Origin of the sequence: Candidatus Lernaella stagnicola (assembly GCA_030765525.1) — a bacterium.
GTDB classification, from domain to species: domain Bacteria; phylum Lernaellota; class Lernaellaia; order Lernaellales; family Lernaellaceae; genus Lernaella; species Lernaella stagnicola.
The window spans coordinates 1-23568 of sequence record JAVCCK010000039.1 but is presented as its reverse complement, the minus strand read 5'-3'; the positions used below and the strand labels follow the sequence as shown (position 1 = coordinate 23568).

Annotated in this window: 19 protein-coding genes and 1 tRNA gene; 16 read left to right on the top strand and 4 right to left on the bottom strand. The window is 61.6% G+C overall.

Annotated elements, in window-relative coordinates; all coding sequences use genetic code 11:
• Window positions 1–22 precede the first annotated feature (22 nt).
• On the top strand, window positions 23–241 hold the full coding sequence (locus tag P9L99_18655; protein ID MDP8225389.1) for a DUF5989 family protein: 219 nt from the start codon (window positions 23–25) through the stop codon (window positions 239–241).
• 175 nt (window positions 242–416) lie between these two features.
• On the opposite strand, the gene P9L99_18650 is transcribed toward P9L99_18655, so the two are convergent.
• Together P9L99_18650 and P9L99_18645 are read right to left on the bottom strand one after the other, a co-directional pair.
• Complete coding sequence (locus tag P9L99_18650) at window positions 417–1034, bottom strand: hypothetical protein (GenBank protein ID MDP8225388.1); 618 nt, start codon at window positions 1032–1034, stop codon at window positions 417–419.
• Window positions 1035–1043: 9 nt separating this feature from the next.
• Complete coding sequence (locus P9L99_18645) at window positions 1044–2429, bottom strand: YncE family protein (protein ID MDP8225387.1); 1386 nt, start codon at window positions 2427–2429, stop codon at window positions 1044–1046.
• A gap of 272 nt (window positions 2430–2701) precedes the next feature.
• Here P9L99_18645 and P9L99_18640 point away from each other — a divergent pair, with 272 nt between their 5' ends.
• The 11 genes from P9L99_18640 to P9L99_18590 all read left to right on the top strand — a co-directional run bounded on the left by P9L99_18640 (window position 2702) and on the right by P9L99_18590 (window position 15363).
• Window positions 2702–3574: a polysaccharide deacetylase family protein gene (locus P9L99_18640; GenBank protein ID MDP8225386.1), complete on the top strand. Its 873-nt coding sequence runs from the start codon at window positions 2702–2704 to the stop codon at window positions 3572–3574.
• A 9-nt stretch (window positions 3575–3583) separates the two neighbouring features.
• On the top strand, window positions 3584–5590 hold the full coding sequence (locus P9L99_18635) for an FAD-dependent oxidoreductase (protein MDP8225385.1): 2007 nt from the start codon (window positions 3584–3586) through the stop codon (window positions 5588–5590).
• A 10-nt stretch (window positions 5591–5600) separates the two neighbouring features.
• Window positions 5601–6353 carry a hypothetical protein gene (locus P9L99_18630; GenBank protein ID MDP8225384.1) on the top strand — a complete coding sequence of 251 codons (753 nt, stop codon included), beginning with the start codon at window positions 5601–5603 and terminating at the stop codon, window positions 6351–6353.
• Between the two features lie 72 nt (window positions 6354–6425).
• On the top strand, window positions 6426–7475 hold the full coding sequence (gene tdh / locus P9L99_18625) for an L-threonine 3-dehydrogenase (GenBank protein ID MDP8225383.1): 1050 nt from the start codon (window positions 6426–6428) through the stop codon (window positions 7473–7475).
• A gap of 26 nt (window positions 7476–7501) precedes the next feature.
• Window positions 7502–8974 carry a DNA recombination protein RmuC gene (rmuC, locus tag P9L99_18620; protein ID MDP8225382.1) on the top strand — a complete coding sequence of 491 codons (1473 nt, stop codon included), beginning with the start codon at window positions 7502–7504 and terminating at the stop codon, window positions 8972–8974.
• A gap of 22 nt (window positions 8975–8996) precedes the next feature.
• Window positions 8997–10184, top strand: a complete 1188-nt coding sequence (gene kbl, locus P9L99_18615; protein ID MDP8225381.1) for a glycine C-acetyltransferase — start codon at window positions 8997–8999, stop codon at window positions 10182–10184.
• 121 nt (window positions 10185–10305) lie between these two features.
• Window positions 10306–10950, top strand: coding sequence for a dTMP kinase (tmk, locus tag P9L99_18610; protein ID MDP8225380.1), 645 nt, complete (start codon window positions 10306–10308; stop codon window positions 10948–10950).
• The gene (gene holB / locus P9L99_18605) at window positions 10947–11969 is read left to right on the top strand and encodes a DNA polymerase III subunit delta' (protein ID MDP8225379.1); all 1023 of its coding nucleotides are present in this window, start codon (window positions 10947–10949) and stop codon (window positions 11967–11969) included. The genes tmk and holB overlap by 4 nt, the downstream gene beginning before the upstream one ends.
• Window positions 11966–12820, top strand: coding sequence for a stage 0 sporulation family protein (locus P9L99_18600; protein MDP8225378.1), 855 nt, complete (start codon window positions 11966–11968; stop codon window positions 12818–12820). The genes holB and P9L99_18600 overlap by 4 nt, the downstream gene beginning before the upstream one ends.
• Window positions 12813–13703: a decaprenyl-phosphate phosphoribosyltransferase gene (locus P9L99_18595; protein ID MDP8225377.1), complete on the top strand. Its 891-nt coding sequence runs from the start codon at window positions 12813–12815 to the stop codon at window positions 13701–13703. Before P9L99_18600 ends, P9L99_18595 begins: the two co-directional genes overlap by 8 nt.
• A 37-nt stretch (window positions 13704–13740) precedes the next feature.
• Window positions 13741–15363, top strand: a complete 1623-nt coding sequence (locus P9L99_18590; GenBank protein MDP8225376.1) for a glycosyltransferase family 39 protein — start codon at window positions 13741–13743, stop codon at window positions 15361–15363.
• On the opposite strand, the gene P9L99_18585 is transcribed toward P9L99_18590, so the two are convergent.
• Complete coding sequence (locus P9L99_18585; protein ID MDP8225375.1) at window positions 15329–16651, bottom strand: peptidoglycan DD-metalloendopeptidase family protein; 1323 nt, start codon at window positions 16649–16651, stop codon at window positions 15329–15331. The two genes, P9L99_18590 and P9L99_18585, sit on opposite strands and share 35 nt — an antisense overlap.
• A 126-nt stretch (window positions 16652–16777) precedes the next feature.
• Here P9L99_18585 and P9L99_18580 point away from each other — a divergent pair.
• Together P9L99_18580 and P9L99_18575 are read left to right on the top strand one after the other, a co-directional pair.
• Window positions 16778–16864 (top strand) — tRNA-Leu (locus P9L99_18580).
• Window positions 16865–16963: 99 nt separating this feature from the next.
• On the top strand, window positions 16964–18742 hold the full coding sequence (locus P9L99_18575; protein MDP8225374.1) for a hypothetical protein: 1779 nt from the start codon (window positions 16964–16966) through the stop codon (window positions 18740–18742).
• A gap of 204 nt (window positions 18743–18946) precedes the next feature.
• On the opposite strand, the gene P9L99_18570 is transcribed toward P9L99_18575, so the two are convergent.
• Entirely contained in the window at window positions 18947–19567 is a 621-nt protein-coding gene (locus P9L99_18570; protein ID MDP8225373.1) for a hypothetical protein, read from the bottom strand.
• Window positions 19568–20148: 581 nt separating this feature from the next.
• Here P9L99_18570 and lon point away from each other — a divergent pair.
• Window positions 20149–22485, top strand: a complete 2337-nt coding sequence (gene lon / locus P9L99_18565) for an endopeptidase La (protein ID MDP8225372.1) — start codon at window positions 20149–20151, stop codon at window positions 22483–22485.
• 276 nt (window positions 22486–22761) lie between these two features.
• Window positions 22762–23568: tetratricopeptide repeat protein (locus P9L99_18560; protein MDP8225371.1), on the top strand; the 807-nt coding region annotated here is incomplete at its 3' end.

Below are 23568 nucleotides of genomic sequence, written 5' to 3'. Positions count from 1 at the left end.
GCCCGTGGGGCAGGGAGCCGATATGGCTGACGATCTAAACAAAAACAATGAACCGCTGGGCGAAGAAAAATACGGACTGCCGGAAAAACCGCCCGGCATCGTTAAAGAATTTTTCATCTTTTTGCGCGATTACAAGCTCTGGTGGATCACGCCCATCGTGCTGGTGATTTTGTTGATGAGCTTGTTCATCTTCTTCACCGAAGGCAGCGCGGTGCTGCCCTTTATCTACGCGGTGTTCTAAGCGCCGAACGCTCGCCATCGACCGATCCGACAACGCCCGTGCGAATGCGGGATGGATGTCGAATATCCACTGCGGATAAAAGTGGAAAGGACCCGTGTTGCGCACGGGCCCTTCCCGAATGCGAGTTGGAACGGTTCCTTTTATGTAAACCCGTCGAAACGGGATTCACCCGTCGTCATTGCGCCGATTCCGATGGATGGAAATCCCACCGATAGCCGAGCACGAATGCGCCGCCGATTCCCGACGCGTCCTGCAAATTGCCCATGCCCTCCAGCGGCCGATGCTGGTACAGGCCCTCGAATCCGAACGCGAAACCGCTCGCCCAATTCTTAAAGGGTGCAAACGGGTAGAACAACAGTCCCGCGCCCACTTCAAAGCCGATACCCTCGTGCTCCATGTTGATTTTCACGAAGTCGTCGCGAATCTCCTCCATGGCGCGGAACGCGAGAACGCCCGCCCGCACATTCGGCGCCAGCCACGGCGTGACGAACCAGCGACCGTTGAGCCCGAGCGAAATGTCCTGCGTATAGAACTCCACGTCGATGTCTTCGTACCAGGCGCTTTCCGCCCACACCGCGCCGCCCGCCAGATAGGGCCCCAAGCCGTGGAACAACTCCACGTCGATATACCCGCCGGCGAAGCCTTGCGTCTCGTCGTGATACAGCTCGTTCCACTCGTCTCCGGTGGGCGCCAGCCATCCCCCGCGGGCTCCGAATTGCAGCGCCCAATCGTAGGCGTTGGCGGTACCGGCCATGAGGCAAAGCAGGCAAATCGCAAACGTTAGTTTCTTCATCATCGCCTCCTACTCCACCCAATCCCGCATGGACAGGCTGTCAAACAAAACGCGCACGTCGCCGTCGTACGTGTCGATGATCGACAAGGGCATCAGTGGCGTTTCGTGCGCGACGATCACGTATTGCCCGGTGGGGTCGAACGACAACGCGTAGGGTCGTTCCTCGGTGGCGAACATGGACATCTGCAACGAATCCAGGTCGACCACGATGACCGTATCGCCGTTACGACAGGCGACAGCGATGCGGTCTTTTTCCGGGTGCATTGCCACGGCCGTCGGGTTGCGCTCCATGACCAAGCGCGACAACTCCCGCCAAGCCGATTCCAGCAGGGCCGATCGCGGCTTGCCGCGGATTCTCTCCAGTTGGTCGGGCGGCGGTTCGTAATCGGCCAGACTCGGACGGCCTACTTCAACCGGGAAGGTCGGCGCCTTGCCCGGCCCGCTGATGGGCGGCGGTTCGGTTTCGCCGGTGTCCCGGATCAATACACTGAGGGTATCCACGTCGTAGCCGGATTCGTCACCCTCGGTGAGGGACTTGTTGATGACAATGACCCGCCCGCCGTCGTGATCGAAGGAAAAGCCGCGCGGATTAGGCCCGGCCCGAATGCCTCGGGCGTGGCCAATTTCGAGTTCGTCGTCGGCCACCCACAACGGTATCGTGGCAATCGAGTCGGCATAAGCGTCGCTGGTGACGTAGGAATCGGTGCGCATGCCCACGAAAAGAGTACGCCCTGCCGGGGTTCCCGCCGGGCCGAAGGCTACGGCTTGCGGTTCGCTGAAGACGTCCAGCCCGGGGATTTCGTACATGTTCCACTGGGCTACGATCTGTTTCGACGCCACGCCGATTACCTTGATGCTCTCTTCGTAGAAACATGCCACGGCAACAATGCGCGAGGTTTCGTCGAAAGCCACGCTGGCCGGACCGCCGCCCACCCAGACCACGTAGTGCTCGCCGCTCTGCGACCCGATAAGGCTGACGCTCTCGTTTTTGTAGTTGGCCACGGCGATCCATTGCCCGTCGGGCGAATAGCGTACGTCGCGCGGCTCCCGCCCGGTGTGCACGCGGCGGGCGTGCAGCGAGAGCGTGTCGATGAGCGTGATGCTCTTGTCTTTCTCGCTGGCCACCGCGACTTGCCTGCCGTCGGGGCTGGCGGTGATGTTGCGCGGCTTGTTGCCGACCTTCACTTCCCGCACGTCGAAGTTGGATAAGTCGACGCGATACACCTGGTCGGTGTACCGGTTGGTGGCGAATAGGAAGGTTTTGCCACCGTCGCCGTAGGGCTGGACCGTCGCGATGGCGTGGGGCGCGGGAATAGCCTCGGGCATGTCGCCGCAGGCGATCGAAAAAGCTAAACTGAAAACCAATAGAAAGAAGAACACAAATCGGTGCAACATCATCGCTCACCTTTGTAGTAATTCCTGCGGCAAGGTTATGGCAAATTCCGTGCCGTTTGCCCAGGCCCCGGCCGAGGACAAGCCACAACATCGCAGAAAATAGGCAGAAAAGCTCCGGCAGCCGACGGCTCTCGCCGGGCCTCGCGCCATCTCTCATATCCCCGGATTTCCGGCTTTCGACGCCGAAAATCTGAGGCTCCCTCTTGCCCGCCGTCCACCAGGCTGATAGAACGGATGCCACCGTTTATGGTTTTTTCTGAAAGGTGATTTGGATGGCCGACCAGGCCGCGTACCCACCGCTCAATCAACTGCTGGGGCACGATGAAAACGCCCGCTTGTTGATTCTCAACGCGGACGACGCGGGGATGTGTCACGCGGTCAATACCGCTGTGCTCGATGTGCTGGAGGCGGGCTTGGTCAAAAGCACCACCGTCATGGTACCGGCCCCTTGGTTCATCGAGATGGTTCACTTGCTGCGCGAACGAACCGAGTTCCATTACGGCATTCACCTGACCGTCACCAGCGAGTGGGACAACCTGCGTTGGGGCCCGATTACCGATCGCGACAAGGTCACCTCGCTGCTGGATGAGGAAGGCTACTTCCACCATAGTGAACACGTCCTCTTCGACCACGCTGACCCCGATGAAATCGCCGCCGAATTCCGCGCTCAAATCGAACGCGCCCTGGCCCTGGGGCTGCGTCCCACGCATGTCGACTCCCATATGGGCGGCTACCATTGGGACGAACGCTTTTTTCAGAGCGCCAAGGCCCTGGCTCACGAATTCGGCCTGACCATGCGCATCGGGTACGCACCGCGTCGCGATCAACTGCGCGCCGCGGGCTGGATCGTGCCCGACCGCCTCGTCTGGGACAGCTACGACGTACCGATTAACGACCGCGAGATGTACTACAAAGAGACCTTCCGTCGACTTTCGCCCGGCGTCACCGAGGTACTCATCCACCCCGGGCGTCCCGGCGACGAACTAAGCGCGGCGTGCGGCGAGACGGCCGTGCACCGCGAGTTCGATTGGCGGTTTTTCACCGATCCGCAGACCGCATCGTTTCTTGAGAGCGAGGGCATTGTCTGCATCGGATATGACCAACTTCAAACGCTGCAACAAAAACAAGTAGGCAACGCGACATAGGGAGACCCGATGCTTCACCTGCTCATGGAACCGATCGACATGGGACCGATTCACGTACCCAATCGGATTTTAATGCCGGCCATGCACCTCAATTACACGATGGGCGGAGAAGTCTCGGACCAACTTGTCAACTTCTACCGGGCGCGTGCCGTCGGCGGTGCCGGGATGATCATTATCGGCGGCTGCTCGATCGACAATATCGGCGGCGGCCCCTTTCTGATCGGCCTTTACGATGACCGCTTCCTGCCGGGGCTCGAACGCTTCGTGAAAGAGGTGGGCAAAGACGTCGACACCAAACTGGGCGTGCAGCTCTACCACGCCGGGCGTTACTCGTTCTCGTGGTATACGCAAGAGCAGCCTATCGCGCCTTCGGCGCTGGCCTCGCGATACAACCGCGAAATACCCCGCGAGATGACCAAGGAAGATATCGAAACCGTTCAGCAAGCGTTCGCCGACGCCGCCGCGCGAGCCGCCAAGGCCGGGTTCCATGCGGTGGAAATCGTGGGCAGCGCCGGGTATCTCGTCTCGCAATTCTTGTCGCCGGCGTCCAACCAACGCACCGACGAATACGGCGGACCCCTGGAAAACCGCGCGCGTTTCGGCGTCGAAGTCATTCGTCGTGTACGCGAGGCCGTGGGTGACGATGTCGCCGTGCTGATTCGCGTTGCCGGTCATGATTTCGTGCCCGGTGGGCATACGAATCGCGAGTCCGCCCTGGCGACGCAGATCTTCGTCGAAGCGGGCGTGGACGCGGTCAACGTGACCGGCGGCTGGCACGAAAGCCGCGTGCCGCAAATCACCATGGGCGTGCCCGAAGGCGCCTACACCTACCTCGCCGCGGGCATCAAGCGAGCAGTGAATGTGCCGGTGATCGCCAGCAACCGCCTGGGCGACCCGATGCTGGCCGCGCAGGTGCTGGCCAACGGCGATGCCGACATGATCGCCATGGGGCGGCCGTTGATCGCCGATCCGGAACTGCCGATGAAAGTAAAAGCCGGGACGGTGGACGATGTGCGCCCGTGCATTGCCTGCAACCAGGGGTGCTTCGATCACGTCTTCGGCGGCGCGCCGGTGCAGTGCGTGCTCAACGCCCAAGCCGGTTACGAAGCCGAACGCCTGATCGGTAAGGCCGAGACGCCCAAGCGTGTCGTCGTGGTCGGCGCGGGACCGGCCGGCATCGAAGCGGCGCGGGTGGCGGCAATGCGCGGCCATCAGGTAACCGTGATGGAAAAGAGCGACGTCATCGGCGGCGCGTTGTGGTACGCCGCGGCGTCACCGGGCCGCCATGATTTCTTCCGCTATGTGCAGTACATGGAAAACGAACTCGACAACTACGACATCGAGCTCTGGCTGGGCGTCGAGGCGACGTTGGAGAAGGTCCAAGCCGAGGAGCCTGACATTGTCATCGTCGCCGCCGGTGCCGAGCCCATCATTCCGGGCATCGTCAAACGCGCGACCCATCCCAACGTCGTGCTCGCCGAGCAGGTGTTGGCCGGTAAAGCGATTCTCCAAGGCGACGTCGTTGTGGTCGGCGGCGGCGCGGTAGGTGCGGAGACAGCTCTGCAAATCGCCCACCGCGACACGATCGATCCGGAAGTCGCGGCTTTTCTAATCGCCAACGAGGCCGAATCACTTGAGACCGTGCGCGACCTGCTCACCAAACCGCGCCGCAAAATCTATGTTTGCGACCTGCTGCCGAAGATCGCGCAGGATATGGGCAAAACCACGCGCTGGACGGTGCTGCAGGAGTTGCGGAACATGAGCGTCGAACTGCACACCAACAGTGAAGTCACCGCGATCGACGAGCAAGGCGTGAGCATCAAAACGCCGGATGGCGTCGAGCAAACGCTGGCTTGCGGTACCGTCGTGGTCGCCGTCGGGTACTTGCAACGTGACGACCTAGCCAAGGAACTCGAAACCGCCGGTTTGGACGTTGTGCTGATCGGCGATGCCAAGAAACCACGCAAGGTGGCCGAAGCCGTGCACGAGGGCTTCTTAACCGCGTTGAAAATCTAGGGAGAGGGCCATGCGAAAAAAGCTGTTTTGTGTCTTGCTGACGGTGCTCATCGGTGGTTTGTGGCTGGTTGCCGCGGCCCAGGCGAGCGAAGTGACCGACGAATTGGACGCGCTGTGGGCGAAGCGCGGCGGCAGTGGGCAAACCGGTCGGCAAGGCTTGGCGTTGGCCGAAAAGGCCTTCGCCGAACAGCCCGGCTATGACATTGCCTGGCGGGCGTCGCGCGCTTGTTTCTGGATTTGCGACCGCACCGAAAACGGGAAAATCGACAGCGAGTTCGGCCTCAAGGGCAAGCAATGGGGCGAAAAAGCTGTCGAATTGAATCCGAACGGCGTTGAGGGTCACTACTTCCTGACCATTTGCCTGGGAGAATACGGCAAGGGAATCGGCATCGCGCGCGCCTTGTTCAGAGGCGTCGGCGGCCAGTTCGAAAAACACGGCGAAAAAGCCGTGGCGATCAACGCCGCCTACGACAACGCGGGCCCCTTGCGCGGCATGGGCCGCTACTGGCAGAAGTTGCCCGCGCTCAAGCGCGATCTGGACAAGGCCGCGCAATACTACAAGCGCGCCGTGACCACCGCGCCTTGCATGATTCGCACCTACTTCTATTTGCTCGAAGTCTACATCGATGAGGAAAAGTGGGATGACGCCCGCGCCACGGCCCAGCAGGGTCTGAATGTCCCAGGCTGCCCCGGACAGGCCTGGGAATCGAATCACTACCGGCAGAAAATCCAAGCGCTGACGCCACAGATCCCCGCTCCCTGAGGCGGAGTTGACGCCGGCAGGTCCCGGGTGGAAAACGGCGCCAAGAACAAACCTTCAGCCGAGGGAGAGGCCATGAACGAAACCATGAAAGCCATCATCAAGGTGCGGCCGGAGCCGGGTGGCCTGGAAATGCGCGACGTTCCGGTTCCCACCCCCGGCGACAACGAAGCACTGATCTGTATCAAGAAAGTCGCCATCTGCGGCACCGACCTGCACATCTACAACTGGGATGCATGGAGCCAACACCGGCTCAAGCTGCCCCGCATCATCGGCCACGAGTTCGCCGGCGAAATCGTCGCCGTGGGCAGCAACGTCAAGCGTTTCAAGGTGGGCGATTACGTTTCCGGCGAAGGCCACCTGTTTTGCGGCGTATGCCAGATGTGCCGCACCGGACAGGCCCACATCTGCGAGAATTGGCTTGGCCTCGGGTACGATTGCGACGGCGCGTTCGCCCAATACGTCGCGTTGCCCGAGACGAACCTCTGGCTCAACGACGCCTCCGTCGCCCCCGAAGTCGCGGCGATTCAAGACCCGCTGGGCAACGCCGTCCACGCCGTGTTCGCCGCCGATTGCGTCACCAAGAAAGTCGTCGTGTTCGGTTGCGGGCCCGTCGGTCTACTCGCCGTGGCGGTGCTGCACGCCATCGGCGCGGCGCAGGTCATCGCCCTGGACCGCCACAACGAATACCGCATGAACCTAGCCCGCGAAGTCGGCGCCACGCATGTGCTGGACGTCGCCGCCGTCGACGACGTTCCCGCGGCGATCCGCAAAATCACCGGCGGCAAGGGCGCTGACGTGGTGATCGAAATTGCCGGTACCGCTCCGGCGGTGCGCGCGGCGGTGCAGAGCGTGCATCCGGGCGGCGATCTGATACTGCTTGGTTTGCCCAGCGAGCCGGTCAGCTTCGACGTGTCGGAGGAAATCGTCTTCAAGGCGATTCGTATTCACGGCATCTGCGGGCGGAAAATCTACGACACGTGGTACCGCATGGCCGGACTGCTGAAGAACACCAACATCATGTTGGATAAGATCATCACCCATCACTTCCCCTTCGATGATTACGAAAAGGGGTTCGAACTGATGCGGGCGGGCAACTGCGGCAAAGTCATCCTCGAGCTTTAACCTCCCGCGCGGGCAGGGGACGCTGAATGAGCACCGAAATGGTCGTCCTAATCGCCGTCGCCGGCGCGGCATGCCTTGTCGCGGCGGTGATGATTGTCCTGTGGCGCGTCCAGACCGGGCGGGCCGCTGAAGCGCAAAGCGAAATCGAGAAACTCACCGCCGCCCACGATGAACTCGAGGCGGATTTGCGCGCTCAAACCGAGCGGCGCGTCGCCGCGGAGACTGAGGCCGCCCGCGTTCCCCATCTGGAAGCCGAACTCGACGCCCGCCAACTCAAAGTCGAATCGCTTCGGGAGGAACTCAGCGCGCGGACCACGCAACTTAACGAAGAACGAAAAGCCGCCGCCGAAAAATTCGCCTTGCTGCAAGAGGCCGAACAACAACTCAAGAACGCTTTCACCGCCTTGAGCGCCGAGGCGCTGCGCAAAAACAACGAGAGCTTTCTGCAACTGGCCACGCAAAGCCTGCAGAAGTTCCAGCAGGGCGCGCAAAGCGATTTGGAAAAACGCCAGCAAGCCATCGACGAACTCGTCAAACCGCTCAAGGAATCGCTGACCAACGTGGACAGCAAGCTCGTCGCGCTGGACAAGGCGCGAGCCGCGTCGCAATCGTCGCTTACCGAACAGTTGCAGCAACTCGGCCGCCAGCAGGGGGAATTGCGGGAGCAGACCAGCAAGCTGGTAAACGCGCTGCGAACGCCCGTCGTGCGCGGGCGGTGGGGCGAAATCCAACTGCGTCGCGTGGTCGAAATGGCCGGCATGGTCAACTACTGCGATTTTGTCGAACAGGAATCGGTCGAGACCGATGGCGGAAGGTTGCGCCCCGACATGATCGTCAAGCTGCCCGGCGGCAAACAGGTGATCATCGATGCCAAAGTGCCACTGGAGGGCTATTTGCAGGCGATCGAAGCACCCGACGAGGAAACGCGTCAGGCCCACCTGCAGGCGCACGCGCGGCAGACGCGCGAGCACATGAAAAAGCTTGGGCAGAAATCCTACCAGGATCAGTTCGAGTCCACGCCCGAGTTCGTCGTCATGTTTTTGCCGGGCGAATCCTTTTTCAACGCCGCCCTCGAGCAGGACCCGCAACTCATCGAGGAAGGCGTCAAGAACAAGGTCATCCCCGCTTCGCCCACTACGCTTATCGCCTTGCTGCGCGCCGTGTCGTACGGTTGGCAGCAGGAACGAATCGCCCGCAGCGCCCGCGAGGTCAGCGAGTTGGGCAAAGAACTCTACGCGCGCATCGTCACGTTTACCGACCACTTCGCCAAGGTCGGCAACGGTCTAACCAACGCCTTGAACAACTACAACGCGGCCGTCGGCTCGCTGGAAAGCCGCGTGCTGGTTTCGGCCCGCCGCTTCAAGGAATTGGGCGTGCCGGGCACCGGCGACGACTTGATCGTGCCGCAGGTGGACGCTCAGGCGCGCCGCTTGGCGATCGCCGAAGGTGAACAGCAGCCGGCGGCGGACCCCGAACCGGATAACGAAACCGAACAATGAAGAGCCAAACGAGGAGCGAATCATGTACGGCAAAATGAAAGAGCAGTTGCAGCAGACCCTGCAAAGCATTCGTGACGACGGCCTGTTCAAAACCGAGTGGCCCATTTTGGGTTCGCAAGCCGCGGAAATCGAAGTCGCCCAAGGCAAGGTGTTGAATTTCTGTGCGAACAACTACCTCGGGCTGGCCAACCACCCGGCGCTCGTCGCCGCCGCCAAGGGCACGCTCGCCAAATACGGCTTCGGCATGAGCAGCGTGCGCTTTATCTGCGGTACGCTTGACCTGCACCGCGAACTCGAGCAGCGCCTCGCCGCGTGGCTCGGCTTCGACGACGCCGTCCTTTACAGTTCGTGTTTCGACGCCAACGGCGGCCTGTTCGAAACCCTGCTTACGGCCGACGACGCGATCATCTCCGACCAACTCAACCATGCCTCGATCATCGACGGCGTGCGCCTGTGCAAGGCCGAACGGCATCGCTACGCCAACGGCAACATGGACGAATTGGAAAAAATTCTGCAAGCCACCCAGGGCAAACGCTTCCGCCTCGTGGCGACCGACGGCGTGTTCTCGATGGACGGCTACATCGCCAAGCTCGACCAAATTTGCGACCTCGCCGACAAATACGACGCCCTCGTGATGGTCGACGACAGCCACGCGACCGGCTTCCTCGGCAAAACCGGTAAGGGCTCCATCGAGTACAAGAACGTGCTGGGCCGCATCGACATCGTCACCTCGACCCTGGGCAAGGCGATGGGCGGCGCGTCGGGCGGCTTCACCTGCGCGCATCAGGAGATCATCGACCTGCTGCGTCAGCGCAGCCGGCCCTATCTGTTCTCGAACACGCTTGCGCCCGTGATCGCGGGCACCACCCTGGCGGTGCTCGACATGCTCGAGGCGTCGACCGAACTGCGCGATAAACTTGAAGACAACACGCGCTACTTCCGCGAACAAATGAGCGCCCTCGGTTTCGACATCCTGCCCAGCGAACACCCGATCGTCGCGGTGATGTTTTACGACGCGAAGCTGTCGCAGGATTTCGCCAACCAGATGCTAGACGAGGGCATTTACGTCAAAGGCTTCTTCTACCCGGTCGTGCCCAAGGAAAAAGCGCGCATCCGGGTACAGATATCCGCCGGGCACGACCGCGAGCACCTCGACCGCGCCATCGCCGCGTTCGCCAAAGTGGGCCGTAACCTGGGCGTGGTCTCGTAGCGCCTGCGGCAGAGTTAGTCACCGGGACGCGCCTATAGCACGGCTGTCTCATGCGCCGGCTCCTTGATCGCTTGCGGGGGCCGCGCTACCATACTTTTTTGCCGAAAGTTGGAGAATCTAATTGTTCATCACCTTCGAAGGGCCGGAAGGGTCGGGCAAAACGACGCAAATCGAGCGCGCCGCGGCCTACCTGGCCAAGCGGGGAATCGCCGTGACGCGCACCCGGGAGCCGGGCGGCACCGAAATCGCCGACCAAATCCGCGACGTGCTGCTGCGGGCTGACAACCATGACTTGGTGCCGGTAGCCGAACTCTTCTTGTATTTCGCCTCCCGCGCTCAGCATGTGGCGGAGAAAATTCGCCCAGCGCTGCAGGCGGGCCATGTCGTGCTTTGCGACCGCTACGCCGATTCCACGCTGGCCTACCAGGGATTCGCCCGCGGCCTCGACATCGACTTGATTCACTTGCTTAACGATATCGCCACCGAGAACCTCGATCCCGACCTCACGCTGCTGTTCGACCTGCCCGTCGACGTCGGGATCGCCCGCGCCCGGGCGCGCGCCGAGCGCTTTCAACCCGAGGCTCGCGAGGACCGCTTTGAGCAGGAGGAACTCGCCTTCCATGAGAAGCTGCGGCGGGGTTTTCTTCAACTGGCCGGCCAACACCCCGAACGTTATCGCGTCATCGACGCCGCGCGCGACGTGGAAGAGGTGTGGTCCCAGACGAAAGTGACCCTCGACGTGGCGCTCATGCAGGAGGGCGAGTGAGCGGCTTCGCGGACATCATCGGCCAAGAGAAAAACACCGACGTGTTGCGCCACGCGATGCAACGCGGCACGGTCGCCCACGCCTATCTTTTCGCCGGCCCGGCGGGAGTGGGCAAGTGGACCGTCGCCCGCGTGTTCGCTCGCGCCTTGAATTGCCTCACCAGTGACGACGACGCTTGCGGGGCCTGTCGCAGTTGCCTCAAAGTTCGGGAAGGAAACCACCCGGACATTATCGAGGTAGCCAAATCCGACGATTCCGCCTACTACAAAATCGGTCGCATCCGCGAGTTGATTCGCACCGCGCAATTCGCGCCCTACGAAAGCAAGTATAAGATTTACCTGATCGACGAAGCCGAAGCGATGACGCCCGAGGCCGCGAATGCCCTGCTCAAGACTTTGGAAGAGCCCAATGCGCAAACCGTGCTGGTGTTGGTCACCGCCTATCCGCACCAATTGCTGCCCACCATCATCAGCCGCTGCCAAAGCCTGCGATTCGGCTTACTAAGCGACGAGCAAGTGTTACGGTGGGTGATCGACAACATGAATGTCGATGGCGATGATGCAGACTTGATCGCCCGCCTCGCCGAGGGCAGTATCGGCCGCGCGGCGCAACTCGATCTGGAATTCCTGCGCGGTCCGCGTTGTGCCCTGTTCGAGGAACTGGCCGGTGCTCGACCGGACCACGGCGGCGACGCGCTGGACCTTTCGCAAAAGCTCCTCGAAGTCAGCCCGGATTTGCTGGCCGGCATCGAGTTGCTCGCCGGTTTCCTGCGCGACGCTATCGTCTGGCGCTGCACCGGCGAAACGGGCAGAATACGCAACCAAGACGCGGTCGAGTGGATCGCGTCCTACGCCGCCCGCTTGCCGGCCACGGCCTTGAGCGACAAAATGCGCGCCCTGGTGCAAGCGCGGCGCTTGGTCGAACGAAACGTGCTGAAGCCGACGATCGCCGCGGCGCTGAGCATCGATTTGCTATCGCCGCACCCGACCGGGTTCGCCGAAGGGAGATTGCCCCGATGAGAATCGTCCAAATACGTTTTCCCGGCAGTAAACGCCTGTATGATTTCCAGGCCGGAGACCTCGATGTGTTCGCCAACGAGGTGCTGGTTGTGGAGGGTGAGCGCGGCCTGCGACTGGGCAGCGCCGTGGATGAGCCCGCCGAGCGGGATTGGACCGAAGAACAGCCGCCGCCCAAGGCCGTGCGCAAGGCCCGCGATGAGGATCTGCTCAAAGCGCAGGATTTCAAAGCGCGCGAGGATGAGGCGACGACGATCTGCCGCGAGAGCATCGGCGAGCACCGCCTGCCGATGAAACTGGTGAAGTCCGAGTACATTTTCGACGGTTCGAAGGTGATCTTTTATTTCACCGCCGAGGGGCGGGTCGATTTCCGCGAGTTGGTTCGCAAGCTGGCCCAGCAACTGCGCACCCGGATCGAAATGTACCAGATCGGTGTGCGGGACGAGGCGAAGCTCATGGGCGGGCTCGGCATTTGCGGCCGCGTGTTCTGTTGCACTTCCTGGCTCAATAACTTCACGCCTGTGTCCATTCGGATGGCCAAAAACCAAGGACTGTCGCTCAATCCGACCAAGGTCTCCGGCGGTTGCGGGCGACTGCTGTGTTGCTTGGCGTACGAACATGAGGTGTATGCCGAGTTCCGCAAGGGGCTCCCGAAAATCGGCAAGCGCGCCCTCACGCCCTCCGGTATCGGCCGGGTGACGCGCTACGACATCTTCACCGACAAGGTGTTCATCTTTTTGGAATCGGGCAAGGAAGAAGGCTTCGGCCGCGAGGAAGTGAAACCGTATTCGGTGCAGCAAAACCAGCCGCCGAGCGGGCCGGGAGGTAGTGGCAAAAGGAACGGCGATGCCTGAGGTCGGCAATCTGATGCCGTGGCGCCTGCTTTTCACCAGCATGCGGCCGCGCCACTTCATGAAAAATATTTTGGTGTTCGCGCCGCTCGTGTTCGCCCAGCGCTTCACCGAGTTTGAACCGCTGTATCACTCCTTGCTCGCCTTCGGCATTTTCTGCGGCTTGTCGGGCGCCGGGTATCTGGTCAACGACGTCGTCGACCGCGAGGGCGACCGCCTCCATAAGAAAAAAGCTTTGCGTCCGGTCGCCGCCGGGTTGTTGCTCACGGGCACCGCTGTGGGCGCCGCCGCGGCGCTGTATGCGGCCTCCTTGGCGCTGGCGTTCATGGTCGGCAAAGGGTTTGGGTACGTGGCGTTGAGCTACGTGATCGTCAGCCTCGCCTACAGCTTAATTCTGAAGAACATCGTCATCGTCGACTTGTTCGCGGTGGCGGCCGGTTATGTGCTGCGCGTCGTGGCCGGCGCGGTCGTGATACCCGTGGCCGCCTCGAGCTGGCTGCTGATTTGCGCCATGCTGCTGTCCCTGTTCATCGCCCTGTCCAAGCGGACTCTCGAAATCCGCTTGTTGCAGGGTGACGCCGTCGGGCATCGCCGCACCTTGGCCGAATACAATCCCTATCTTCTCGGCCAGATGACCGCCGTGATCACCAGCGCCTTGCTTGTCGCCTACACGCTGTACACGCGTTCGCCGGGCACGCTGGAAAAATTCCACACCGGCGACCTGGTCTATTCGGTTCCCTTCGTGCTCTACGGCATCTTCCGCTATCTGTATTTGCTGCACGTCAAAGAGGGATACCACACTCTTGAGCGGGTGCTGATTACCGACAAACCGATGCTCGTCAACATGATGTTGTACGTGCTGGTCGTCGGATACGTGCTGTATTAGTCCGACGCGCCGCTGCCGTCGGCAGGAACCGCAAAGCATGAACACGCCCGCCGACTCCGCGCCCTCACCCTGGTTCTGCCGCCTGGTCATGGGCGCGCTGCTGGTGTTTGTGCTGGTCGGGCATGTGGCGTGGCTGAGCGTCGACAGCTCCCTGACCGGCTATGACGAACTCGCCTTTTTCGAACACCTCGTGAAATACCGTGACTTGCTGCGCACCGCGCCGCCCACCGAATGGTTCGGCTGGCTCGGGTTTTCGAGCTATCCCGCGCTGCCCTTTCTCGCCGGACACGCGTTCGTGGAAATCGCCGGCCCGACAATCGTCGCCGTGCGCCTGACCGGCGTATTCTTCCACCTGCTCTGGGTGTGGCTCGTGTTTCTCGTCGGACGCCGCCTAAACGCGCCGCTGGCCGGTCTGGTCGCCGCCTTCGTGGTCGCTCTGTCTCCGCAAGCGAATATCCTCGCGCGGCACTACGCTTCTTTTGCCGTGTGCGGCGCGATGCTGACGCTGGCCGCGTACGCGTTGGTCGCCACACGTTTCGCAACCGGTCGTCGCGGCGTGATCCTCGCCGGGTTGGCCATGGCCGCGGCGTTGCTGTCCGAGCGCGGCACGCCACTGCTTTTTCTAGGCGGGATGCTGGCCTACGGCCTGATCGACCGTTGGACGAGCGCCGATCGCCGCCGGGGTAGGGCGGTGGGGCAACTGGCCTTGGCCGTCGGGTTGGCGGCACTTTTGGCCGCGCCCTATTTGGCGGGTTTCGTGAAAGCGAATTTGGCGCACACGCTGGCGCAAAGTCGCGCGGCCGTCATCCCCGGTCGCCCCTGGACTTTCTATTGGCACCTGCTTCGTCCGTTTCTTATCGGTGAAGCGGTGACGCCGCTGTTGCTCGTGGCGCTCGGCGTCGGCGCATGGCGGCGCGACCGCCGTCTTTTGTTTGTGTTGCTTTGGTTCGCGGTGCCCTTCGTGATTCTCTCGGCCGTCGCCACGCGCGACATGGTGTACGCCATGTCCCTAACCACGCCGCTGGCGCTCTTGGCGGGTTTCGGCGCGTACTACCTGCCGCGCCGCTGGTGGCGGGCGCCCCTTTTCGGCTTGCTGCTGTTTCTCATGCTGCTGACGTGGATTCGCGTCGGCAATCCGGAAGGCGAAATCGCGCGCGGGACCCGCGACGTGAACTTCTTCGGGCTCTACAACGGCTACAATACCCCGACCTTTGCCGCGCGGCCGGAGCTTGACCTCCAGCGCCTCTGGCCGGCGATTGATGGATTGAACGCCGCGCCGGGCGATGTCTGGGTGTTTACCGGCACGCCGGATGACGATACCCATCCACGCCGCCGCGAAGTCGCGCAAACCGTGCAGCGCCTCATGCAATTGCGCGGCACCCCGGGGCGCAGCTTGGTGGCGCGTGGGAACCTCTTTCCCGACTTCATTACGCCGACCGGCGACGAGGAACATATCGTGCTCGTGCCCGCCATTGCGGCTCCGCCGGGTAGTCGCGCGGCGTTCTTAGCGCGGCCGGTTTTCGACGCCGCCGAACACGACCGCTTCGAGCCGGAAATCCTGCGTCGTTGGCAAAGCAAGTTGGCTCTCGTGCAAGAAAAGAAATTCGCGGCGGGCCTCGTGGCCGTTACGGTGTGGCGGGCGTCGGTGCAGCTTCCGTAGCATTTTCCGGTGTCGGATTCGTTTCCTGTTTAGCCGGCGCGGGCGGTATCTTCACCCGCGTGAGTTGCGGCTTCATTTTTTCGATGAGCGCCTTGAACGCCGGTTGATGTTTCTCCGGCAGCACCTTGAGCGGCGAAGCGATCATGCGCAGGCGCTGCGGGTTGATGTAGCGCCCGTTGTGCTTAACCCGAAAATCCAAATGCGGTCCGGTCGAGCGCCCCGTCGAGCCGACGCGGCCGATCATCTGCCGTTGCCGCACGCGTTGCCCGCTGCGCACTTGGATACGCGACAAGTGCAGGTACATCGTGACGTAACCGCCGGGATGGCTGATCTTGACCATGCGCCCCGCCGCACCCGCGCTACCGGCGGAGGTCACCTTGCCGTCGGCCACCGCCCACACCGGCGTGCCCACAGGCGCACCGTAATCGACGCCGTTGTGCATCATGCGCCGTCCCAGAATCGGATGCCGCCGCATACCGTAACGACTCGTGACGCGCATCGTGTCCAGTGGCGCGACAAGGAAGGTCTTCTTGAGTTGCTTGCCGTCCTGATCGTAAAAGCCGTCCCACAACTCGTCGCCGGTCTCAAACCAATAGCCGCGCTTGATCCCGGTGACTTCGCCGTCGTATTCCGCGGCCAGCAAGCGGCCGTAACCGATGGACTCGCCGTCCTCGACGAAACGTTTCTCGTAGATCAGCCGAAACGAATCGCCCACCCGCGGGTCGCTGTAGAAATCCACGTCCCACGCGAACACGTTGGACACCAGCGACGCCAGCGCGTCGCTTTCGCCCGCCGCGAGTATCGACGCGTACACCGAAGTCTCCACCCGGCCGCCCATGTTTTTCACGCGATTGACCGTGGGCGTTTCGTGTAACGTCGCGATCAATCCCTGGTCCGGATCTTCCCGCACCTGATACGTGCGCAAGCGGTCGACGTGGAAATCCAACGCTGTCACGTGACCGTCTTCGGTCGTCCACACAGTGAAACTCTGATGCGGTCGGATTTTTCGAAACGGAAAGTCCACAGCGCGCAGTGCGTTGATGATGCGTTCGGCTTCCGGGCTCTCGATTTGAAATTCGGCGAGCGCCGTCGAGAGCGTCTGGCCGTTTTGAATTGCGCCTTCCAGCGGAATGCCGGGAGGGGGAGTCGGCGCTGGCTCGGGTGTGGGCGTCGGCGCGGGCTGGAAGGGCTCCTTGGGAGTCCGCTCACAGCCGCTCCACGCGAGAATTTGCACAACCGCGATGAGAACAACGGCGAAACAAAAGCGTACGGAGCGTTGCAGAGGCAAGGTCATTGCCGCCTAATCTACCGAAACCCGCGTGTTTTCACAAGCTTTTTCCCGGGGATTTTCGGCTTGACATCACCCGCCCGTATCAGTAAAAGGTCAATCCTGTTGGTTCTTTTGAATTTTTGTGCGGAAGTGGTGGAATTGGTAGACGCGCTGGGTTCAGGGTCCAGTGAGCTTACGCTCGTGGGGGTTCAAGTCCCCCCTTCCGCACCATCGTGAAGAAGCGAGAAGCGTCCGTAACAAGCGGGCGCTTTTTGTTTTTCTCGTATTCGAACGTGACCAGCTCCGCGTGAACAGTGTATAAAAAGCCCAATGCCTGAAGAACAAACCCAGCAGCGCCGACTTCCCTGGGCGCGCGGCGACGCGCTTGCCCTCGGACTGCTCGCCGCACTCGTCCTCGCCTTCTTCTGGCCGATGCTGCGCGATCCGGCCGGCACCTTCGTCGGCGTCTTCGGCAACAAAGGCGACGTTGAGGGCACCCTGTGGTGGAACTGGTGGGTCAACACCGCGCTGCTGGACGGCGACCTCTCGCTCTGGCAAACGGCGACGTTGTTCTTCCCCGTCGGCACGGCCGTCGCGCCGTTCTACGGCTCGGTGCTCAACGTGCTGTTCTACTTGCCGTGGATGCGACTGTTGCCGCTGCCGCTCAGCAACAACCTGTGGTGTCTGCTCATCGCGCTGATCGATGTCGCGGTGGCCTACTTCGTGTTCCGCGACCTCACCGGGCGTCGTCTGCCCGCGTTGGCAGGCGCGGTGCTGTGGGCGCTGGCGCCGTTCAAGTTTCTCGAGTTCCGCGACGGGCATTTGCCGCAGATCCTACTGACCTTCATTCCGCTGGCGGCGTGGGCTTTGTGGCGGTTGCGCGAGACGCCCGGCCGCACTTTGGCGCTAGTCGCCGGGGCATTCCTGATGCTCGACGGCTGCGGGTACTACCAGCATCTTTACGGCGCGTTCTTTCTGGCGGCGGGCATCGGCCTGTCGGGCTTGTGGCGATACCGGCGCGATCCCCCGGCGCGGCGCGCTTATCTGAAATGGCAGGCGTTGGTCGCGGCGATCGTCGCCGTGGGCGCGGTGGTGTTCTATTATCCCTTGATTGCGTCGGTCCTGGCGGGGCTGGACGCGCCGTGGGAATGGGCGACGCGCTTTCCGCCGACGAGCCAATTGCAACAATCGGCGTCGCACATTCTGATTCTGACCCTCGGTTCGCTGCGCGTGCAGCTCGGCGGCGACCCGGCGATCAAAATCGAAGCCGCCTTTCTCTTGGCGCTTGCCGTTGCCTCAATTGTCCTCGGATTACGCCGCCGCCACGCGCTGGTGTGGTTGTTGCTCGGCGTGTTTTTCGCGCTGCTGGCCATCGGGCCCATACCCTCCATCCGCAGCTTCGACCCGGTGCAGGGGTGGCATGGCCTGACCTGGCGCAACCCCGTATACATCCTGCTGTTCAACTACTTCCCGAGCTTCAACCGCCTCTACTGGCCCGACACCTTTTGGCCGTACGCCGTGTTCGCCCTGGCGATGACCGCAACCCTCGCCCTGGCCGAACTGCCGCGGCGGGCGATGGCAATCGGGTCGGCGGCGATGATCCTCCTGGGGCTGGCATTCTCGACGGCCTTCGTCGTGCGCCAACCGCACGTGGGCGCGTTCGTCGATCGCGAAGCGCTTAGCGCGATGGCCGCGAGTGACGGCAAGGCCTTTTTCCCGCTGCCGACGCCGGCCGGAGACGACTACTGCCTGCCCGCGGTCGTGCTGACCGGTCGCGCGATGGTCGGCGGGCGCGCGCGTGACCTGGGATATCTCGAACCGACCGAGTTTGCGCGCATCGCCTACGAGAGCCAGTGGCTGCGGGCACTGCAAAAATGGTCGCAAATGGAAGACTACCCGCCGCCCGGTCTTGAGGTCTTGGAATCGTGGAAGAAGAGCGGCGCGAACCACGTCGTGTTGCACCGCCCGACCTGCCACGCGTGGGACGAAAAGCAAAAATGGTCGCGCAACGTCGTGGGGTTGGAAAAGTTTTTGCGCGAACGCTTGGACGCGCTGCTTGGTCCGCCGCTGGCGAGCGACGACACCTGGGTCGTCTACTCACTTCCCTGAACGCCGATACTTTCCCGCAACAACGCCGCGAGAAACTCCGCTTGGACTCGATGCCCCAGGTCGGTGAAATGGTTTTCGGAATGAACGCGGGCGCGGCCGGCTCGCCGGCTCCGGCCAGAAGCCGCAAGTTTCGTACGAGCCGCAGGTCGTAAAACGCGCCTTTCATCCAGCGCCACACCGGGTTGGTCGTCCCCATGCGCAAGCTTAGCCGTTTGGTGTCCATGTCGCAGTCGCCGCAGTCGTCGAGGATGCGCTTGACGTGCGGATACGCCACCCGCGCGCCGTGGGGGGGACGATGCGCCCGAACCACGCCACCAGCAACACGTCGGGCTGCAGCCGCCGCACGACGCCGTCGAAATACAACCACAACATCAAGTCGTCGCCGCCGAAGATACTCGCGTTGATCGCTTCCACCCGCGTTTCCGGAAGCGACGCTTGCAGCATCTCGCCCGCCAGCGGACACCACGTGCGATCGGGCTCGACGCCCGGGCCGATCGCCTGCGACGTGCCCAGACACACGAACCGAAACACGCCGGCCGGTTTGGGTACGGCGTACGTTTCCCGGCCGATCATCAGGCTTGTCGCACGGTCGTAATTGCCCAGCAAGTTGGTATGCAGGTCGATATCCCACCGCAACCCCGTCGCGCCGGGAACCTGCATTTCGAAGCGGCCCGCGAAACGGGGCGGCTCGGGTTGCAGCGCGTCGCCCAGCAAGACCGCGACGACCACACCGATAAGACTCAGCAAGCCGGTCAACCACCGCGGCCGGGCGACGATCGTCGGGATCAGTCCCAATGCCGCGCCCGCCAAAGCCAACGCCGGCACTCAAATCGTTGCGTTTAAGTCCGCGAAGACGATCACGAGAAGTAAAGCGCCCCACACACCGAAAAACGCCGGCCCTACCGTGTGGCCGCGGCGGTAAGGTCGTCGCAAAAGCAGAGCCGCGCGCGTTGCGATCGCCGCCGCCGCGAGAATCACCAACGCCGTGCGAACTTCTTTATAGGGGGTGATAACGGCTGCCACTGCGGGAAATATGACACCCAACGACGTCAAAAAATTGAGGATTCATGGGGAAATCGGTACGACTCCGGTTTCGGCGGTTGCGTTGCGCATCGAGCGGACTCTACCATGCGGGATCGTCCCCAGGCAATTTTTTCATTCTAAGAAAGCGCTGCAATACCGAATGTTTTTGCAGCCGATTGCGTCGCACCGCCAGCCGGGCAGCGGGTCGAATTTTGCCGGTACGTAAGGAAACCGGGCGTCTGACGACCTTAATTAAAGAAGGCGCGACAAATTAAGGAAAAGAGAATAACTTCGGAAGCATATCCGGCATCCGGTTTGCATATTAGGTTCTTGTGCCGAAAATCACCGGTGGTTATATTCTCTGCGGACTAGAAGGAGACTAAATGTTGTTTTCACCTGATGACACACGACCGGAAAATCTTCCCGTTCTGGCTCTGCGTAACGCCACCTTGTTTCCAGGCACGATTGCGCCCATGGCAGTGGGCCGTGGGTTTTCGCTTCGCGCGTTGGAAGCGGCGGATGCCGAGCACGGTTTGCTTGGCGTGTTTACCCAGTTCGATCCCGAAGTGGAAGAACCGACCGGCGCCGATATCCATCACATCGGTGTTGTCGCCAAAATACTGAAAATGGCCGACGATCGCCGCGGCGGAAAAACCGTCTTGCTGCAAGGGCTGCATCGCGTCCGCATCATGCGCTTTAGCGACTTAAGCCCCACCATGCACGTGGAAATTGATTACCCCGACGACATCGAGGAAAACGACGCCGAACTCGCCGCCATGTTTACCAAGATCAAGGAAATGGCGATCGAGGTCGTCAAGAAGAATCCTGCGCTGCCGCAAGAAGCCCGTCATTTCATCGAAGAGATGGAAAAGCCCGGCATGCTGTGCGACCTGGTCGCTTCGCACTTGTCGGTATCGGTCGAGGACAAGATCACCATCCTCGAAACTCTCGACGTCAAGGTTCGCGCGCGACGTATCACCAAAATGCTCAGCGCCGAAATCCAGATGCTTGAAACCAAGCGCCGCATCGACAAGCAAGTCAAAGGCGAAATGGATAAAAGCCAGCGCGATTACTACTTGCGCAAGCAGCTCGAAGCCATCCGCAAGGAACTGGGCGAAGACGAATCGGTAGAGGACGAGATCGCCGAACTGCGCAAGAAAATGGACGAGTCCGAGTTGCCCGAAGAGGCGTACAAAACCGTCGACAAGGAAATCAAGCGCCTCTCGCGCATCCCAGCCTCCTCGCCGGAATACACCGTCGCCAAGACCTACATCGATACGATCCTCGAACTGCCGTGGTCGCGCTTTTCTGAAGACGACCTGGATATCAAAGCCGCCGAGTTGATTCTCGACGAAGACCACTACGGCCTCGTGAAGGTCAAAAAACGCATTCTCGAATATCTCGCCGTGCGTAAACTAAAACCCGATGTCAAAGGCCCCATCCTGTGCCTCATCGGACCCCCGGGGGTCGGAAAAACCAGCCTGGGCAAGTCGGTCGCCCGCGCCATGGCGCGTGAGTTCGTGCGCATGAGCCTCGGCGGCATTCACGACGAAGCTGAAATCCGCGGCCACCGCCGCACCTACATCGGCGCGCTGCCCGGCCGCATCCTTCAGGGCATCCGCAAAACGGGCGTCGGCAACCCGGTGTTCATGCTCGACGAACTGGACAAGATCGGCAAAGATTTCCGCGGCGACCCCTCCTCGGCGCTGCTCGAGGTGCTCGACCCGGAACAGAACGACACCTTCATGGACAACTACCTGACGATCCCCTACAACCTGTCCACCGTGCTGTTCATCGGCACTGCGAACGTCGCCGATACCATCCCAGGCCCGCTGCGCGACCGGATGGAAATCATCGAAATCCCCGGCTACACCCAGGAAGAAAAAAAGCTCATCGCCCGCAAGCACCTGATCGCCGAGGAAATCGAAAACCACGGTCTCACCGAAGAGATGTTCCGCATCACCGACGGCGCCCTGGACGTGGTGATCGACAAGTACACGCGGGAAGCCGGCGTGCGTAACCTCAAGCGCAACATCGCCGCGCTCTGCCGCGGTGCCGCGAAGAAAATAGCCGGCGGCGAAACCCAGCAGGTGGTGGTCGATAAGCGCTCGGTTCCCGATTACCTCGGGGCGGAACGCTACTTCCCCGAAGTCGCCGAAGCTACCAAGGTGCCCGGCGTGGCCACCGGCATGGCCTGGACGCCCACCGGCGGCGACATTCTGTTCATCGAAGCCGCTCTGATGCCGGGCAAGGGAAAGCTCATCCTCACCGGGTATCTGGGCGACGTGATGAAGGAGTCGGCCAAGGCGGCGCTGTCGTATCTACGTTCCAAGGCGAAGGACTTCGGCATCGAACAAAGTGCCTTCGAGGAAAACGACGTGCACATTCACGTCCCGGCCGGCGCCATCCCCAAGGACGGCCCGTCGGCGGGTATCACGCTGCTGGCGGCGCTGGCCAGCCTCTTTACCGGCAAAACGGTCAACAACGAGCTGGCCATGACCGGCGAAGTCACCCTGCGCGGCCAGATCCTACCCGTCGGCGGCATCAAGGAAAAAGTGCTGGCGGCGCGCCGCGCGGGTATCAAAATCGTGATCCTGCCCGAGAAGAACAGGCGTGACCTGGAGGAAATCCCCGAGGAAATCCGCAAGGGCCTCACGCTGCATTTTATCGGCAGCATCGACGAAGCCCTGCGTTTCGCCCTCGCCGATCCGAAGCACTAAACCGCAACCCCGTTAACACAAAACGGCCGGGCGCCATGCCCGGCCGTTGTTATTTCTACTTACTGACTGTATCGTTCAATACCAACAAATTGTTTCATTAGCACGTAATCGTGGGAGTAAGTCATGTCCCGGTTTCTCGAAGTTTATGAGGCGATGATACATCGGTATCGGTCGGATAAAGACAAAGGCGCTTTCAGAAGCGGTTTACTTGAACTTCTAGAAAAAGCGACTGAAGAGGGAAACGAGGCCGGAAAACGGTTTCTTGAAGCTCGGATTATGCATCTGGACGAAAAGCACGAGGAGGCGCTGGCCGCGTACGACGAAGTCGTGTCGCGCTTTGGGGAGGCCGAGGCCACGGAGGTGTTGGTTCTGGTCGCGAAGGCGTTGGTCAACAAAGGCGTGACGCTCGAGGCGCAGAAAAAAGTCGAGGATGCCCTGGTCGCCTACGACGAGGTTGTGTCGCGCTTTGGGGAGGCCGAGGCCACGGAGTTGTTGGAGCCGGTCGCGATGGCGTTGTTCAACAAAGGTGTATTGCTCAAGGCGCAAAAACGTTTCGAGGAGGCGCTGGCCGCCTACGACGAAGTCATTTCGCGCTTTGAGGAATCCACGGCGACGGAGTTGTTGGAGCCGTTCGCGAAGGCGTTGTTCAACAAAGGTGCGTTGCTCAAGGCACAGGAACGTTTCGAGGAGGCGCTGGCCGCGTACGACGAAGTCGTGTCGCGCTTTGCGGAGGCTGAGGCCACGGAGTTGTTGGTTCGGGTCGCGAAGGCGTTGGTCAACAAAGGTTATCTACTTCAAGCGCAGGAACGTTTCGACGAGGCGCTGGCCGCGTACGATGCAGTCGTGTCGCGCTTTGGGGAATCCACGGCCACGGAGTTGTTGGTTCAGGTCGCGATGGCGTTGGTCAACAAAGGCGTGTTGCTCGAGGCACAGGAACGTTTCGAGGATGCGCTGGCCGCGTACGAGGAAGTCGTGGCGCGTTTTGGGGAGGCCGAGGCCGCAGAGTTGTTGGAGCCGGTCGCGATGGCGTTGTTCAACAAAGGCTTGGCGTTCGAGTCGCAGAAAAAAATTGAGGATGCGCTG